This window comes from Streptomyces sp. NBC_00461 (assembly GCF_036013935.1).
Lineage (GTDB): Bacteria > Actinomycetota > Actinomycetes > Streptomycetales > Streptomycetaceae > Streptomyces.
Genome location: NZ_CP107902.1, coordinates 352,788 through 368,539, shown reverse-complemented (window position 1 = coordinate 368,539; position 15,752 = coordinate 352,788). Strand labels below are relative to the sequence as shown.

Annotated in this window: 15 protein-coding genes and 2 pseudogenes; 12 read left to right on the top strand and 5 right to left on the bottom strand. The window is 69.8% G+C overall.

Going from position 1 to position 15,752, the window contains the following annotated elements:
- Positions 1-159: 159 nt before the first annotated feature.
- Positions 160-1,926, top strand: coding sequence for a hypothetical protein (locus OG870_RS01805; RefSeq protein ID WP_323180302.1), 1,767 nt, complete (start codon positions 160-162; stop codon positions 1,924-1,926).
- A gap of 170 nt (positions 1,927-2,096) precedes the next feature.
- A complete protein-coding gene (locus OG870_RS01800) occupies positions 2,097-2,876 on the top strand; it encodes a COG4705 family protein (protein WP_266927551.1) in 780 nt (259 codons plus the stop codon).
- Between the two features lie 157 nt (positions 2,877-3,033).
- Here OG870_RS01800 and OG870_RS01795 read toward each other — a convergent pair whose 3' ends face one another.
- Together OG870_RS01795 and OG870_RS01790 are read right to left on the bottom strand one after the other, a co-directional pair.
- Positions 3,034-3,762, bottom strand: coding sequence for a polysaccharide deacetylase family protein (locus tag OG870_RS01795; protein WP_266592916.1), 729 nt, complete (start codon positions 3,760-3,762; stop codon positions 3,034-3,036).
- The gene (locus tag OG870_RS01790; RefSeq protein ID WP_266927553.1) at positions 3,759-5,153 is read right to left on the bottom strand and encodes a glycosyltransferase; all 1,395 of its coding nucleotides are present in this window, start codon (positions 5,151-5,153) and stop codon (positions 3,759-3,761) included. Before OG870_RS01790 ends, OG870_RS01795 begins: the two co-directional genes overlap by 4 nt.
- A gap of 142 nt (positions 5,154-5,295) precedes the next feature.
- Between OG870_RS01790 and OG870_RS01785 the strand changes: the two genes are divergently transcribed.
- Positions 5,296-5,721, top strand: coding sequence for a BlaI/MecI/CopY family transcriptional regulator (locus tag OG870_RS01785; RefSeq protein ID WP_266531893.1), 426 nt, complete (start codon positions 5,296-5,298; stop codon positions 5,719-5,721).
- Positions 5,722-5,725: 4 nt separating this feature from the next.
- Positions 5,726-6,733 carry a M56 family metallopeptidase gene (locus OG870_RS01780; protein WP_266592920.1) on the top strand — a complete coding sequence of 336 codons (1,008 nt, stop codon included), beginning with the start codon at positions 5,726-5,728 and terminating at the stop codon, positions 6,731-6,733.
- A 34-nt stretch (positions 6,734-6,767) separates the two neighbouring features.
- On the opposite strand, the pseudogene efeB reads toward OG870_RS01780, so the two are convergent.
- Together efeB and OG870_RS01770 are read right to left on the bottom strand one after the other, a co-directional pair.
- Positions 6,768-8,050 (bottom strand): annotated as a pseudogene (gene efeB, locus OG870_RS01775) (iron uptake transporter deferrochelatase/peroxidase subunit).
- Positions 8,051-8,242: 192 nt separating this feature from the next.
- Positions 8,243-8,746 (bottom strand): annotated as a pseudogene (locus tag OG870_RS01770) (FTR1 family iron permease); the annotation flags it as partial.
- On the opposite strand from OG870_RS01770, the gene OG870_RS01765 reads away from it, so the two are divergent.
- The 8 genes from OG870_RS01765 to OG870_RS01730 all read left to right on the top strand — a co-directional run bounded on the left by OG870_RS01765 (position 8,739) and on the right by OG870_RS01730 (position 15,023).
- On the top strand, positions 8,739-9,341 hold the full coding sequence (locus tag OG870_RS01765; protein ID WP_266529863.1) for a tyrosine-type recombinase/integrase: 603 nt from the start codon (positions 8,739-8,741) through the stop codon (positions 9,339-9,341). The pseudogene OG870_RS01770 and the gene OG870_RS01765 sit on opposite strands and share 8 nt — an antisense overlap.
- Positions 9,342-9,450: 109 nt before the next feature.
- Positions 9,451-10,455, top strand: a complete 1,005-nt coding sequence (locus OG870_RS01760; protein ID WP_266927556.1) for a hypothetical protein — start codon at positions 9,451-9,453, stop codon at positions 10,453-10,455.
- Entirely contained in the window at positions 10,452-11,654 is a 1,203-nt protein-coding gene (locus OG870_RS01755) for a tyrosine-type recombinase/integrase (RefSeq protein ID WP_327690537.1), read from the top strand. The genes OG870_RS01760 and OG870_RS01755 overlap by 4 nt, the downstream gene beginning before the upstream one ends.
- Before the next feature lie 33 nt (positions 11,655-11,687).
- Positions 11,688-11,825 (top strand): hypothetical protein, encoded by a 138-nt coding sequence (locus OG870_RS01750; protein WP_266529871.1) that lies wholly within the window; start codon positions 11,688-11,690, stop codon positions 11,823-11,825.
- On the top strand, positions 11,822-12,433 hold the full coding sequence (locus OG870_RS01745) for a DUF6262 family protein (RefSeq protein WP_266927560.1): 612 nt from the start codon (positions 11,822-11,824) through the stop codon (positions 12,431-12,433). Before OG870_RS01750 ends, OG870_RS01745 begins: the two co-directional genes overlap by 4 nt.
- A gap of 190 nt (positions 12,434-12,623) precedes the next feature.
- Positions 12,624-13,394 carry a hypothetical protein gene (locus OG870_RS01740; RefSeq protein WP_266927562.1) on the top strand — a complete coding sequence of 257 codons (771 nt, stop codon included), beginning with the start codon at positions 12,624-12,626 and terminating at the stop codon, positions 13,392-13,394.
- The gene (locus tag OG870_RS01735; RefSeq protein WP_266529881.1) at positions 13,391-13,729 is read left to right on the top strand and encodes a winged helix-turn-helix domain-containing protein; all 339 of its coding nucleotides are present in this window, start codon (positions 13,391-13,393) and stop codon (positions 13,727-13,729) included. The genes OG870_RS01740 and OG870_RS01735 overlap by 4 nt, the downstream gene beginning before the upstream one ends.
- A gap of 88 nt (positions 13,730-13,817) precedes the next feature.
- Entirely contained in the window at positions 13,818-15,023 is a 1,206-nt protein-coding gene (locus OG870_RS01730) for an alpha/beta hydrolase family protein (RefSeq protein WP_266592928.1), read from the top strand.
- Positions 15,024-15,066: 43 nt separating this feature from the next.
- Here the strand turns inward: OG870_RS01730 and OG870_RS01725 are convergent, their stop codons facing one another.
- On the bottom strand, positions 15,067-15,498 hold the full coding sequence (locus OG870_RS01725; RefSeq protein WP_266592930.1) for an ASCH domain-containing protein: 432 nt from the start codon (positions 15,496-15,498) through the stop codon (positions 15,067-15,069).
- Between the last annotated feature and the right edge of the window lie 254 nt (positions 15,499-15,752).

Sequence of the window (15,752 nt, the reverse complement as noted above, 5' to 3'; positions counted from 1 at the left end):
GTGTCCCGGATTCGGCTGGACGGACGTTCCCGGCCTCCGGGGAACCGCACTCGCCGAGCTCAACTCTACAAGATGTAGTAGATGTTCTGTGAGTGACCGGATGTACACGGTCACTGAAACGGAAGACGAGGCAGAGACGAGGCAGAGGGGACGGGCGTCATGGCTGACATCTACCGCACCGTGGCCGGCACGGGAACTTGGCGGCGTGTGGTCACGAACCCGACGGCGCCGCCCCCGACCCCGGTCCGGACGCCCGGTGTTCCGGACGCCGGGCCCCAGCATTTGCACCGCGGGATGACCCTCGTGGCCACGATCAGCCTGTTCATCGGGACACGGGCCGCCTGGACCACCGCGATGGCCTCACGTCCGGCCGTCGCCGGCGTCATCTCCGTCTGCTACGCCTCGATCCTCGTCTGCGCCGTTCTCAGCATCCTCGTGCGGAGCCGTCGCGCGCTGATCAGGGTCGACGCCGTCGTACTGATGACGGCTGTCGTACTGGTGATCTGCGGTTACCTGCTCGATCACGCGGGCACCGACGAGGGAGTGCTGACCGCCCAGGCGGCGAACGAGATCCTGCACGGCCATCCGGTCTACGGTCAGCCGTGGCCCGGGCTGTTCGACACTTCGCGCGTCGGGATCACCAAGACCATGTCCGGTGGTGCCGACTACACCTACGGCTACCCTCCGCTGACCGCGCTGCTCGCGGCCCCGGTGCACGCCGTCGTCCACTCGACGGCGGCCGCCACCCTGGTCACCACGGCCGCGCTCCTTGCCTCCTCGGTCCTGCTGTGGTTCCTGCTGCCGGCACCCTGGAGGTCAGCGGCCACCGCGGTCTGTCTCGGCTTCGGTTTCCTGCCGCACTACGCCTACGCCGGCTACCCGGCGATCACGGCTCTCGCCCTGCTCGTCCCTGTTGTCGTCCGCTGGCCCGCCACGGGTGAAGGCGGCCGACTCGGCTCCGGGGGAGTGCTGCGGGCGGCCTGCCTGGGCGCCGCCTGCGCGGCCCAGCAACTCGCCTGGTTCCTTGCTCCATTCCTGCTGATCGGCCTGTACGCCGTCAGGCGCGGGGAACTCGGCCCGCGGCGGGCTCTGACGGTGACCGCCCGCTATGCCGCCACCGCCGCTCTCACCTGGGCCGCGGCCAACGCGTTCTTCGCCGTCGAGGGCTTCTCCGCCTGGCTGCAAGGCGTGCTGCTGCCGCTCGACCAGAAGGCGATCCTGCACGGCCAGGGCCTGATGGGCATCTCCTACTACTTCACCGACGGCAGCAGCCGCCTCGACTACTACTCCTACGGCAGCCAACTGCTCCTGCTCGGCCTGCTCACCGCCACCCTGCTGTTCGTTCGGCGGCTCGGCCCCGCCCTCACCGTCCTGCCGTGGATCGCGTTCTACCTCGCCACCCGTTCCCAGGACGGCTACTTCCTGATGATGACCCCGCTGTGGCTCGCGGCCGCCGCCACCGTCCCGGCCACCGCGTTCGCCACCGCCTGGCAGCCGCGCCTTCCCCACGTCACCGGCGACCGTACGAAGGGCGTGCTGGCCGCCGCACTGCTCGCCCCCGCCCTGGTGTGCGTCGCGATCGCCGCGGCGAGCCCGCCGCCCCTGCGCATGAGCCTCTCGCCGCACTTCGCCAAGCACCACGCGCGCGTGGGTATCACCGCCATCGACGTGCGGGCCGTCAACACCACCGGTACGGCGCTCACCCCGCACTTCGCCAGCCGTACCGGCCAGGGCGCCTCCAACTGGTGGACCATCGCCTCCGGCCCCGCTGTCCTGGCCCCGCACGCCTCCGCCGACTACCGGGTGGAACCCGCAAGCGGCTTCCGCGCCCTTCCCGGCGGCCACGGTCCCGGGACCTACCTCATCGCCGTCACCGGCACCCCGATGACGATCACCAGCGCCCACATCCGGGCGGTTCCTTCATGAGGAACGCGCCCGACTATCACCAACTCACCAGCCCTGACCAGGGAATTCGTCGCGGCGTTCAGGTTGCGGTCAGGTTCGGCGCACGATGTTGAAAGTCATGCACCAGAACGTCCAAAACAATGGCAAACGCATCTGTGGCAACGGGAGTTCACCGTGCCATCGTGCGGTCCATGACCACCGAGCACCTCCTCGACGACCGCCCCCTCACGCCCCTTCGCACCCTGGCGAACAAGGTTCCGGAAGTGACCGCCTACTTCTGGATCATCAAGGTGCTCACCACCGGGATGGGCGAGACCGCCTCGGACTTTTTGGCCCGGCTGCTCGGCCCGGTGCCGGCGGTGGCGCTCGGCGGTCTCGCCCTGGCGGCGTCCCTGGCCGTGCAGTTCGCCGTCCGCCGGTACATCGCCTGGGTGTACTGGACGGCCGTCGTCATGGTCAGCGTCTTCGGCACGATGGCCGCCGACGTCCTGCACGTCGGACTCGGCGTGCCCTACCTGCTCTCCACGCCGCTCTTTCTCGCCGTACTGACCGCCGTCTTCGCCCTGTGGTACGCCGTCGAGCGCACCCTCTCCATCCACGGCATCCGCACCCGCCGCCGTGAGACCTTCTACTGGGCGGCCGTCCTCGCCACCTTCGCCCTCGGCACCGCCGCCGGCGACCTCACCGCCACCGTCGGCTTCGGCTACTTCGGGTCGGTCGTCCTCTTCGCCGTCGCGATCTGCGTGCCCGCGTTCGCCCACCGCTTCGCCGCCCTGAACGCCGTGACCGCCTTCTGGGCCGCCTACGTCATCACCCGCCCCCTCGGTGCCTCACTCGCCGACTGGATGGCGCTCGGACACGCCCGGGGCGGGCTGGGTCTCGGACTCGGACCGGTCACCCTCGCCTGGACGGCGGCCATCGTCTGCTTCGTGGGCTACCTGGCCGTCTCCCGTCGGGACGTACAGCGATAGGGCTGCGACACCTCCGACGACGAGAGAGGACGGAGGAGGACATCGGGGTCCTGTACGACGTCTCGGTCCCCGCCCTGATCGCCACCGTCACCGCCGTCCAGGCCGCCGCTCTGATGCTGCTGTGGACCACCCGGACCACCCGGAACGGGGCGGCTCGCTAGGGCCGTGCGTGATCGCGCAACGGGCCGACGCGGTAACCCCGTTCCTCGCAGGTGTCGAGGATCTGAGGGAGTGCCCCCAGTGCCGAGCGCCAGGCGCCGGGGGCGGAGGTGCAGTCGGAGTCGTGGAGCAGGATCGTGCCGCCGCCGTCCAGGTCGGCGGTGACGGTGCGGTGGACTGACTGCGGGGTGGCGCGTGCTGTCCAGTCCTCTCCCCAGCAGGTCCACAGCACCGGGGTGAGGTCGAGGCGGCGGGCTGCCAGGTGGGCCGCGGTCGACATGACGCCGTACGGGGGCCGGAACAGCGTCGGCCGGCGCCCGGTGATCGCGGCGACGGTGTCGCGGGCCCGGCTGAAGTCGTCGTGAGTGGCGCGTGGGCCGCGCAGCAGCAGGGGGCGGTGTTGCCAGCCGTGGATGCCGATCTCGTGGCCGGCCGCGGCAATCTCGCGGACGAGGCCGGGGGAGCGGTGTGCCTCGCGACCGAGCAGGAAGAACGTGGCGTGCACCTGGCGCTCGGCGAGCAGGCGCAGGAAGTGCGGGGTGGAGCGGGAGTCGGGGCCGTCGTCGAAGGTCAGGGCTATGTGGTCCGGGCGGCCGCGGCCCGAGAGACGGGGCATGAGGCGGTTGCGCAGCGGCCCGAAAGTGGAGATGACGGGCGCCGAGTGGGCTGCGGTGAGGACGGGCAGGGCGGCGAGGGCGGCCGTGCGCAGGATCCGGGCGGCGGTCACGAGTGGCGGTCTCTCGAGCGAGAGGTGGTGTGATCTGGTGGGAAGCCGTCCGGGTCGAGACGGTGGCCGATGGCGTGGATGAGGTCCGGAGCGCCGTACGTCATCGAGACTCCCGTGGCGACGGCGCCTGCCCACACGGCGGACGCGAGGGCGGCGGTGGCGGCGAGCCGGCGCGTCGGACGGCGTCGCTGCCGCGCGGCGGGACGCGGAGTCCGGCCGGGGACTCCTGCCTGGTGCACGCGTGCAATCTCGGCTGCCGGACCACCATCCGGGGTCGGGGCGAACAGGGCGAGACCCGCTGCCCGTTGCTGGAGTCCGAGCGAGCCGTCGATCAGGTCGCACAGCACCGACTTGAGATCGGCCGGGTCGCGTATCCACACGGCCGCGCCGGCTTCGTCCAGGGCAGCAGCGTTGGTCAGCCCGTGCCCGGGTATGCACCGGTAACTGGCGACGGGCAGGCCCGAGGCGAAAGCCTCCAGCGAGGTGAGCCCGCCGGCGTTCTGCACGAGAACGTCGGCGGCGTGCATCAAGGTGGGCATGTCGGCGACCCAGCCGAAGGCGTGGTCGATACCGTCCGCGCGCAGCTGCTCGGCGAGGGCCTCGTTGCGGCCGCAGACGACCACCGGGACGGCGGCGCCGCAGTCGCGTAGTTCCAGTGCCACCCTGCGAACCGGGCCCACTCCCCAGGACCCGGCGACAAGCAGGGCCAGCGGTGCGTTGCGCGGCAACCCGAAGACGGCCCGCGCCCGCTCGCGCCGCTCTGCGTCGCAGGGCCCAAAACGCGGGTCGGTGACCGGTCCGCATACGCGGACGTCGCGGGCCCCGACGGCCCGCGCCTGGGCGGCGGGCACGCCATGGGTGGCGAGGTGGACGTCCACGCCCGGTGCGACCCACAGGGGATGCACCGAGAAGTCGGTCAGATAGGTGAGGACCGGCATGGCCAGCCGACCGTCCAGGCGCAGGTTCCCCAGGACCCGGCTGGCCCCGGGGTAGGTGGAGACGACGGCACCGGTGCCCGGGGGCAGAGCGCGCAGCACCCGGTCCTGCGCCGTGCGCAGCAGTGCCCGTGCCACCGGCCCGCCGCCCCCGGCACGTTCGGTGCTGGTGTAGATCCGCTGGTAGGCCCACGGGGCCCGCACCAGCATCCGGTGGTAGCCCTCCTGGACGGTCCGGCCGAGGTGGGCGGGCAGCAGATCCAGCAGGTCGAAGCGGTCCACGTCGTAGCCCTGCGCGATGAGGCGGCGTGCGAGCTCGGCGGCGGCACCGTCGTGACCGGCTCCGACACTCGCGGACACGATCGAGACCCGCCCCGTGGCGGGCGTCGCGGAGCGTTGCCGGGGAACAGTGCCTGCGAGCGCGGGTCCGGGCGCCGTGATTGCGGCGTGGGGCATGGGTCTTCCTCCGCACAGAACGGGAGCAGCGGAACTCTACGAGTTGTATTAGTTCAAGGTTCGAAGCCCGGAGCATACCTCCTACAACTAGTAGGAGGATGCCGAGTAGTCTGTGCGGACGGATGGCGAAGGGAGGATTCCGGTGGAGGAGCGAGGGGATGAGGGTATTTCCGAGGTGTCGGGCCGGCGGGCCCGCGGTGAACTGGAGAGCGATGTCCTTGCCGTGCTCTGGGCTGCCGACGGGGCCCTGACGGCCCGCCAGGTCCGGGAGGCCTTGCCGGGTGACCTGGCCTACACGACCGTGCTGACCATCCTGTCCCGGCTGTACGACAAGGAGATGCTCGTCCGGCACCGCGAGGGCCGTGGCAATGCGTACGAGCCGGTGCGGGACGAGGCGTCGCACACCGCCCAGCGCATGCGGTCGCTGCTGGAAGGCGGCTCCGACCGGCAAGCAGTCCTGGCCCGCTTCGTATCCGAACTGTCCAAGCAGGACGAGTACGTGTTGCACCAGCTCCTGTCCGGGCACGATGCTCACGCCGAGGACCATCGCTCCGGAGGGACGGCATAAGGCTGTGCTGATCAGCGTGTACGTCCCCTTCGCGGTCACGGCCGTGCTCGCCGTGATCGCGCCCCGACTGGCGCAGGTGCTGCCCCCGCGCCGCGCCGCCTGGGCCCTGGCATGCGCCGCGCTCGTGACAGCGATCGGCTGGGCGGGGGCGCTCGCCCTGCTCGCCTTCACCGGTGTGGCACAGATTCCGGAGATCGCGGAGGAGGGCCGCTGGTCGGTGGCCGCGCTGCGGGCCGAGGACCCGGTCTACCTCGTCGTCGCGGGCGGCAGCGCACTGGTGCTGGCCACGGGCGTCGTCTCGCTGGGCGTGGCCGCCGTACGGCAGACCCGACAGGTGGTCCGGGCGCGGCGGGAGTGCGCCCGGCTGCCGGCGGAGACGGAGCTGGTCGTGGTGGACGACGACGCCCCGCTGGCCTTCGCGCTGCCCGGGCCGACGGGCCGGATCGTGGTCTCCCGGGGAATGCTGCGCTGTCTCAGCGACCGCGAGCGCGAGGCCCTGCTCGCACACGAGCGGGCTCACCTGCGTGGCCGTCACCACCTCTTTCAGAGCCTGTGGAGGCTCACCGCGGCCCTGAATCCGCTGCTGCGGCCACTGGCCGTTGCGGGCGGCTTCGTCCTGGAACGCTGGGCAGACGAGGAGGCCGCGCAGCGCGTCGGCAACCGTAGGATCGTCGCGCACGCCGTCGGGCGCGCCGCCCTCGCATCCGCTGGTGCCTCCCCGCCTGCGGCACTGGCTGCGACCGGCGGGGAGGTTCCGCAGCGGGTGCGGGCCCTGCTGGCCCCGCCGCCCGCACGCCGGAGTCTGCCCCTTGTTGCGGGCGGCCTGTTGCTTGCCGTGTGTTGTGTGAGCCTCGCCAATGCCGCGTCCGACAGCGATCGGATGGTGGACAGCGCGGAGTGTGCGGCGCACGCCGCTGCTGTGAGCCCACCGTCGGCGGGAGACCGCCTGCACGGGCCCGACCTCTGCCGCAGGGACCACGACCACTCGGAACTTCAGGAGCACCGCCCCTAGCGAGGCGGCACTTGGCCCTGTCGGTTACGTGGGTTCAGGTCGCGAGCAGTCCGCGGCCCAGCCAGTCCTTGCCGTCGCGTGCTCCCGGCAGGGCGTAGAAATAGCCACCCCCGGTGGGGGAGATGGAGTCGACGAGGGGTTCGTCGATGAGGCGGGTCTGGGTGGCCTCGAACTGCCGCTTGACGTCCTGCTGGTAGCAGCAGAATGCCAGGCCCATGTCGAGGTTGCCGATGTCGTCGATGCCGCGGTCGTAGTTGTAACCGCGGCGCAGGATGCGGGAGTTGTCGGTCCAGGCGGTGCGTGGGTTGGCGAGGCGGATGTGGGCGTCCAGCGGGATAGCGTTGCCGTGCGGGTCCTTGGCGTAGTTCGGGGTGTCGGTTTCCTGGGCGCCGTCCAGCGGGGCGCCGGTGTCCTTGCGGCGGCCGAACATCAGCTCCTGCTCGCTGAGCGAGACGCGGTCCCAGAACTCCACCAGCATCCGGATGATCCGGATGACCTGGTAGCTGCCGCCCTTGGCCCAGGCCGGCTCGCCGTCTCCGTCCCCGACCCAGATCAGACGGTTGGCCTCGCGGGCCGAGGTGACGTCCGGGTTGGCGATGCCGTCCTTGAAGCCGAGCAGGTTGCGCTGGGCGCCGGTGGGGCGTGGCGCGCTCTGGAAGCCGTCGACGCGCCACTTGATCTGCATGGCGCCCCGGGTGTGCTTGGCGATGTCGCGCAGAGCGTGCAGGACGGTGTCCTGGCGGTGGGCGCAGATCTGCAGGGAGAGGTCGCCGTGGCACTCGGCGGGATTGAGGTTGTCGTTGGGGAAGGTCCGCATCTGCGCCAGACGGCGGGGTTTCGCCTTGGCGAGGCCGTAGCGGTCGTCGAAGAGGGAGGCGCCGACGCCGACCGTGATGGTGAGGCCGTCGGCGGGGACGGTCGGGCCGAGGATGCCGTTGTCGGAGGGCGGGGCGCCGACGCCGAGGTCGGTGGGCGTGCCGCCGGATGTGAGAAAGCGGGCCCGCGTGGTGATCGTCTTCAGGAGCTCGGCCAGCGCGTCGCGGTCGTCGGCGATGACGTTGAAGGAGACGAAGGTGGCGGACGCGGGTGCGGGCGTGATGATGCCGGCCTGGTGGGCGCCGTGGAAGGGGACCTTGGCGGCGTTCTCCGTTTGCGTGGCGGCCTCGGCGGTGCCACCGCCGCTCTCGGCTAGGGCCAGGCCCCCGCGGCCAGGACCGCGCCGGCGGCTCCCGCGCCGAGGGCCGTTCTGACGAAGGAGCGGCGGCCGGCACCGGCGGGACAGTCGCCCTGCGGGGCGGGGGATTCGGCGGACGGCATGGGGGCGTTCCCTTCGATGCGTATGGGTCTGTCGCTGTTGTGAGCGGGCGGCATCAGGCGGCTTTCCTGATCTCCAGCAGGTCCGGGACCGGGGCGAGGTCCTCCAGGAGTTGGCCGGTGGCTCCGTTGAGGTGCGCCCGAGTCGTTTCGTCGAGCGGGTCGACGGGGGTCCAGGAGCTGCCGTGGTGGGCGGCGTCGAGGAGCTTCTGCAGCCGTGCGAGTGGGTGCCGCGGCACGCGCACCGCGGACGAACAGCGTCATCACCACGGCGAGGTAGCCGACGACCTGCAGCCAGGTCATGGCTGGCGTCACGTTGAACACGCCCTGGACGAGGGTGCTGTACCAGGAACTGCCGTCGACGCTGCCGCTCAGGTCGACGGCGTACGCCGCCTTCCCGGGCAGTACACCGCCCTCCTGAAGGTCGCGCAGGCCGTAGCGGAGGACACCGGCCGCGATGACGATCAGGACCACGCCGGTGGCCGTGAAGAACCTCGTCAGGTTGATCTTCAGCACCCGCCGGTACAGGCCCCAGCACAGTGCGGCTGACAGCACCAGGCCGATCGCGGCGCCGGTCAGGGGCCCGGCGGACTCCCCGGCCGCCTGCGCGGTGGTCCACAGGAACAGTGCGGTCTCCAGGCCCTCCCGGCCCACGGCGAGGAAGGAGGTGACGATCAGGACGCCCGCGCCCATGCCGAGCGTCAACAGCCGGACGATCAAGTTCGTGGTGGCCCTGGTGGCCCTGCTGCGGTGCACCGGGATCCGCATCGGTGAGGGCCTGGGGCTGCACCGGGAGGACATGCACTTCCTGACCCGGTCGGAGATCTTCGGCTGCCAGATCACCGGCCCACACGTGCACGTGAGGAGGCGGCTGAACCCCAACGGGGCCTTGGCGAAGTCTGCCTACTCCCGCTGGATCCCGGTCACTGAGCAAGTGGTCGGCCTCTACGCGGACTACCAGTACGAACGCGGCCAGGTCTCGGCGGCAGAGATGACCGACATGGTGTTCGTGAACCTGTTCCGGGCACCGCTGGGCCGGCCGATGACCTACCACAACGCCAAGGACATGTTCGACCGGCTCGCCCGCCGGGCCGGGTTCCCCGCCCGCCCGCACATGCTGCGGCACTCCGCCGCCACGAGCTGGATCCGCTCCGGGGTGCCCGAGGACGTGGCCCAGCACCTGCTGGGCCACGTCTCCCGCTCGTCGATGCAGCCCTACCTGCACCCCACCGAAGGCGATATGCGCGAGGCCGTGGAATCCACTGCCCGGCGAACCAGGGAGGCACGACGATGACGACGTCAACAGCACTTGCACCGCCGGCGCCCAGCTTGCCGCCGCTCGACCTCGACGGCTGGGTGGAGTGGCTGCAGGGCCGGATCGACCCCGCTTGGCGGCCGGATGAGTGGACGCTGCTTCCTGGTTCTTCAACGGCGATCCCGACAACGAACGCACGGTCGGCTGGTGGTGCCCGACCCGGGCCTGTCCTTCGATCAGCAACAGCCGAGGGATGTGCAAGTCCTGCATCCGCGAGCACCGCGCCAGCGGCCTGGACCGTGAGACGTTCCTGGACACCCATGTCCCCGAGGAGCGGAAATACGCGCCAGGGCGGCACCAGGCGCGCTGCCTGGTCGAGCGCGATGGCCGACGCTGCACGCATGGCAAGTACTGCCGGCGACTTTGCCTCACCCATTACCGCGCCTGGTGCACCAGCGGCAGCCCGGAGGTCGAGGTCTGGGCCCGCACTGGGCCGGTGCCGCTCACCGACACCCTGCCGGCCTGCGCGATCGCCCGATGCGAGCAAGAGCGGTCGGGACTGAAGACGCTGTGTTCGTACCACGTCGCCAAGCACCGGAGGGACGCACCGAACGAGCCCGTCGAGGAGTGGGCCTCGCGGCAGACACCATTCCTGCGCGCTCACCAGTTCTCGCTGGTCCCCTTCCAGCCGGTGATGCGCTGGGAGATGCTCTACGCCCTCCAGCAGCGCGATGCCCGCGGCGGAAAGATCGACCCAACTCTGGTCCGGATGCTCTCCGGCCTGGTGGGCGACCGACCGCATCTGCTGGACGCTGATCGCAGCGAGCTCATGGCACTCGCTCACACGAAGACCTGCGCCGGCGCTTCGGCACACATCAACGAGATCTACCGCGTGGTGCACGTCGGCCACGAGGAGATGCGCGGTATCAAGCCCACCGACAAGCTCGTCTGGCACCTGCCGTCCATCAAGGCACCGTCCCGGAAGTCCAAGACCGGACGGGCTCGGTCGACGCACGGCGAGCTGGACTTCACCGCCATCACCCAACCATGGCTGCGGGATCTCACGCTGGAATGGGCCCGCAACATCGACCCCTCGCTGGAGGTCCTGCGTGACACCTTCAGGGTCGCCGTGCTCGTAGTCGCTGCGCCTTGAACCAGCGGCCTGGCGGCGCCATGGACCCGGCCCGGCTCACCGCCGCCGACATGGACGCCGCAGTGGACGCCATCCGCAGAGCCCGCCGCAAGGACGGCGCACTTGTCACGCGAAACAGTGCCCGCAGCATGGCCTACAAGTTGTTCGCCCTGCTTGACTTCGGCCGCCGGACGGGCTTGATGACCGATGCCCCTACCGCCTTCGCCCGCCACCACCGGCGGCACAGCATCGGACACGACGAAGAGGACGAGAACGGCAAGGCCATCCCGGAGCCGATCATCGCCCAGCTTGACGCCCACCTGGAGACGCTCGGCGCAGGCATCCCCTACGGGCGTCTCACCAACGACGAAGTCCGGCACATGCTCCGCACCGTCTATGTGCTGGTTCGCGACACCGGCCGACGCCCACGCGAGATCTGCAGCCTGCGTTCCAACTGCCTGGAGCACTCCGGCGACGACTACGAGCTGATCTGGGACAACTACAAGAGCAAGCGTCACGGGCGCCGCCTGCCGATCACCAGGGAGACTGCCCAAGCCGTGCATGACTGGCTGCCGGTCCGCAGCCGGCTGCGGACGCCGTCGATCAGCGATGGCTATCTCTTCCCGACGATCACCGGGGATCACATCGATCCCTACCTCAACCCCAGTTACCTGTCGCGGTATCTGCGGCGCTGGGTGAACGCCATCCCGAAGCTCGACTCCAACACCACCGGCCCGGACGGCAGTCCGCTGCCTTTCGACCGGACGCTCATCTACCCCTATGCGTTCCGGCACTCCTACGCCCAACGTCACGCCGACGCCGGCGTCCCGATCGACGTGCTCAGAGAGCTCATGGACCACCGGCAAATCAGCACGACCATGGGCTACTACACGGTTTCGTTGAAGCGGAAACGCGCCGCGGTCTCCACGATGCGCCTGCACGTCATCGACCGCGCAGGCAACCCCGCCCCGATGAGCTCCAACACCGGATACGAGGCCCGCTCCGTCGCGGTCCCGTTCGGCAACTGCATCGAGCCGTCGAACGTCAAGGCAGGCGGAACTGCCTGCCCGATCCGCTTCCAGTGTTCCGGCTGCGGTTTCTATCGCCCGGACCCGTCCTACCTCCCCGCGATCGAGGAACACATCAACTCCCTTCGCGCCGACCGCGAGACCGCCCAGGCGATGGATGTCGACAGTTTCGTCATCCGCAACCTCACCTAGCAGATCGCCGCATTCCAGCAGGTCATCGCCACCATGCAGAACGAGCTGGCTGGCCTGCCCGACGACGAACGGTCCGAGATCGAGGAAGCCAGCGCGGTCCTGCGGAAAGCCCGCGCCAGCCACGGCCGCACGACGTTGCCACTGACCGTCGTCAACCGGAGGCCCTCATGAACCCTCACTCCACCGCTCCGCCCGCCAGCGGTCCGGCCAGCCGAACACCGGCCCAGGTCCTGCGCGAGGCCCGCCGTCGTGACAGCCGCACGAAACGCGCCCGCGTCCTGGACGCCGTCCAAGAGATGATGCGCAACGGCGACCGCATCACCTTCGCCGCCGTCGCTCGCGCCGCCGACGTCTCAACGTGGCTCACCTACGCCGACGGAGTGCGCGAACACATCGAGTCCGCCATCCACCAGCAGCGGTCCACGCAACCGCATCCAGCCACGACGGCTCAGGCCAGCCCTGCGGGCCTTCGCACCGACCTTGCACTCGCCCGCGAGGAGATCCGCCGGCTCCGCGGCGAGCGCGACCAGCTGCAGCAAACCGTCCGCCGCCACCTCGGCCAACAACTCGACCAACTCGGCGCCCGGGACCTTGCCACCCGTGTCCAGGAGCTCACCGAGGCCAACGCTCGCCTTGAAGCAAACCTGCACGAAGCGACTGTCGCGAAGTCCCGCCTTGAGAGCCACATCACCGATCTGGAGGACGAGCTCGGCGCGGCACGGACCAGCCTCCGTCGAATGATCAAGAACCAGAGCAAAGGGGAAGCGTCCCGCACGTGACTCACATGTCTGGCAGTACTGACCTGCCGTTCGGGTCAGCCGGTTGTGAGGTGCTTCGGAACGCGGCCGGAGGCGCGCAGTTCGATCAGGGCCGTGGGTGTCGACCTCGGACCGCCGGTTTCTCAGGACCTGACCTTGGAGTGCACGCAGGTTTCTTGCCAGAACTGGTTTGTAATGCAAAGCTGATGGCATGGCAGACGCGTCGGTGCCCACGCCGGGCACTCCCCATGAAATCCTCGCTGGCCTTGGTGACCTGACCCGCCGGGTCCGTGCCGCCCAGCGCGGCGCTTGGTTCCCCCTCATGCTGCTCGGCGTGCTCACGCTGGGCGGCATTCTGGTCAGCCGCTTCACCTTCAAGGTCGAGGCCGTGCCGTGTCCGGCGGCCGACCCCGCGGCAGGCACCGGCTGCACCATGGTCACGCAGGTCACGCAGGTCACGCAGGTCACGCAGGGCTCGCCGGTGTACTGGCCCATCGGGCTCGCCCTTGCCTACACCGCGACGGCGCTCTTCTACATCCGCCGCTCCTGCAACCGCGGGGTCGGCACCCCGGTCCGGCCGTACATCCTCACCGGGATCGCCCTGGTCGGCCTGGTGACCGCCACCGAGATCTGGAGCACCCGCCACGGGATGCCGCAGCCCGGCGGCCATCTTGACTTCTGGGGCATGCACCTCGACCCCCGCTCCGGGGTGACGAGGTTCCTGGAGCGACTCACTGGGAACGCCACAGCCGTCGGGCTGCCACTGCTGGTGCTGTCCTGGGTGGAACGCAGCCGCACCCTGCTGCTGCTCACCGCGGTGTACCTGGCCATCGAGCTGGTGCCGCTCACCACCGGCTGGGCGGGGATCCCCTTCACCTCGCCCTGGTTCTTCCTGCCCCAGTACGCCGTCCCCGGCGTGCTCCTCCTGCTAGGCGCCCTCGGCTTCGGCTTGGCCGAGCTGCCCCGGCGCAACGCGTCATGACTGATCAGCCCGAGCAGCACCCCGTCACCGGCCTGGACGACGTGGTCCACCAGCGTGTCCGCCTCGGCATCCTCGCCGTCGCCCACCAGGCGCGCCGGGTCGAGTTCGGCTTCCTGCGCACGGCGCTCGGACTCACCGCCGGAAATCTCAGCCAGCACCTGGCCGTACTGGAGAAGGCCGGACTGGTCGAGATCGAGAAGGGCTACGAGGGGAAACGTGCCCGTACCTGGCTCTCCCTCACCCCGGCCGGTGGCCGCGCCCTGCAGGAGGAGGTCACCCAGCTCAAGCGACTCATCCACCAGATCGAGCAAGGCAGCTCAGCCCAGGAGTCCTGATCTGCACTTCTGCAAACCCTGGGGCAGTGAGCGACTCCCTCCGACGTCCAGCGAACCGAACACCATCCAACAAACCTGGGGAGGACACGTGACCAACACACCGGTCACCAAGACGGATCTGACGCGCCGCCGCATGCTCGCAGCCGCACTGGCCGCGGGGGTCGGGGCCGCCGTGCCGATCAGCGCAGCGCGCCAGGCGTGGGCGGCTCCCACCGCTCCCGCACCTGTGCAACTCACGCTGCCCAGAACCACTGGGCCGCACCCGGTGGGCTCGGTACCGCTCCACCTCGTCGACACCTCACGTCCGGATCCCGTGACAGGCCCCGGGCATCATCGCGAGTTGATGGCCAGCGTGTGGTACCCCGCTTGCAAGGCAAAGGACCTGCCGCGTGCTCCCTGGATGACCCAGGGTGCGCTGCGGGCGTTTCTGGCGGACGTCGGCTTCCCCCTTGATCCCGCCCTCGGCCCACTCACCGCCGCACACGTCGGCGTACCCGTGTACCAAACGGGCCACCGCCTGCCCGTCCTCGTGTACTCGCATGGCTCGGGCAGCCATCGCGGCGACCACACCATCATGGTCCAGGAACTCGCCAGCCACGGTTACGCGGTGGTCACCGTCGACCACACGTACGACGGGTTCAGCGAGTTCCCCGACGGCCGGCTCACCGTGCCGGCAGAGGTCCCGCCGTTCCTGGGTCCCCGGGACTTCGCCACGGACCTCCGGTTCGTGCTCGACGTCGTCGAGGCCCTTGCCGGCGGCCACAACCCCGACGTCGACGGCAGGCCACTGCCCCAGGGCCTACTCGGTGCCCTCGACCCGAAGAGCATCGGCGCGTTCGGCTGGTCGAAGGGCGGCACCGCCACCGCGCTCACCATGCTCGCCGACCAGCGCGTCAGCGCCGGGCTCAGCATCGACGGCCCGATGCAGCCGACCATCACCACCGACCTGGACCGGCCGTTCATGATGATGACCGCTTCATTTACCCGGGCCGCCATGTCGGACGTCGCCGAGTTCTGGACACACCTTCGTGGTTGGCGGCTGAACATCCAGGCCGACGGGGCCATCCACAAGTCGTACGGCGACGACGCAACGCTGATCCCGCAAGCGGGCAAGATCCTCGGCATGACCACCCAGCAGATCCAGGACATGATCGGCACTCTCGACCCGGCCCAGGCGGTACGGATCCAACAGGCATACCCGCTCGCGTTCTTCGACCTGCACCTGCGGCACCGCCGGACGTATCTGCTCGAAGGCCCGAGCATGGCCTTCCCAGAGGTGAAGTTCATCCCGTGAAGCGTCGCTGATCCTCCCGGACTCCCATCGAGTCGGACGCGGGTCACGGACCACCCGAGTCGTCGGGCTCGACCACTCGGAAGCGTTCCGCAACGACAAGAGTGTCGTCATCAATGACCGGGGTGCGTCCCAGGTACTCGCTCACGCCGTCGCTCCGGAAGAACTCTTCGTGCGCTGCCCGCCACTCCGCCACGTCGGAGTAGCCGCGTCCCTCTGCTCGCGCGAAGTCGTCGTCGATCTCCTTCATGGGAACGATGCGCACGTCGACGAGCTCGATCGTGACGGCCGGACGACCTTCGGAATCAAGCACCCAGAATCGCTGTCCGGTCACCGGTACTGCCTCGTCGGCGTGTTCGTAGATCTCCAGGAGACCCGTGAGCGCGGTCTTCTGACCGCTCAGGATCGCCGCCACACCACGGTCACGTTCCGGACCCGGGAAGGCGAGTTCAAGAGTCGGAAGGTCGTCATGTCCCATCGAGCGAGGTTATGAAGCCCGGCCGCGTTGATCAAGGGCCACCGCTCCGCTCGCCCCGAACCCACAGCAAGCACTTTCAACACGCCCTGCTGTGCTGTCTCATGAGGTTGGTGCCGCGTCAGCGGCGGGTGGTGGCGCGGCGGCGGACGGTGTTGGGGAGGGGCTGGTTGCGCCAGGCGGCGAGCCATCGTGGGCTCCGAGTTGGGGCCTGCGGGGCGGTCGCTGTCAGTGGGTGCGTGCACGCTGAAAGTGAT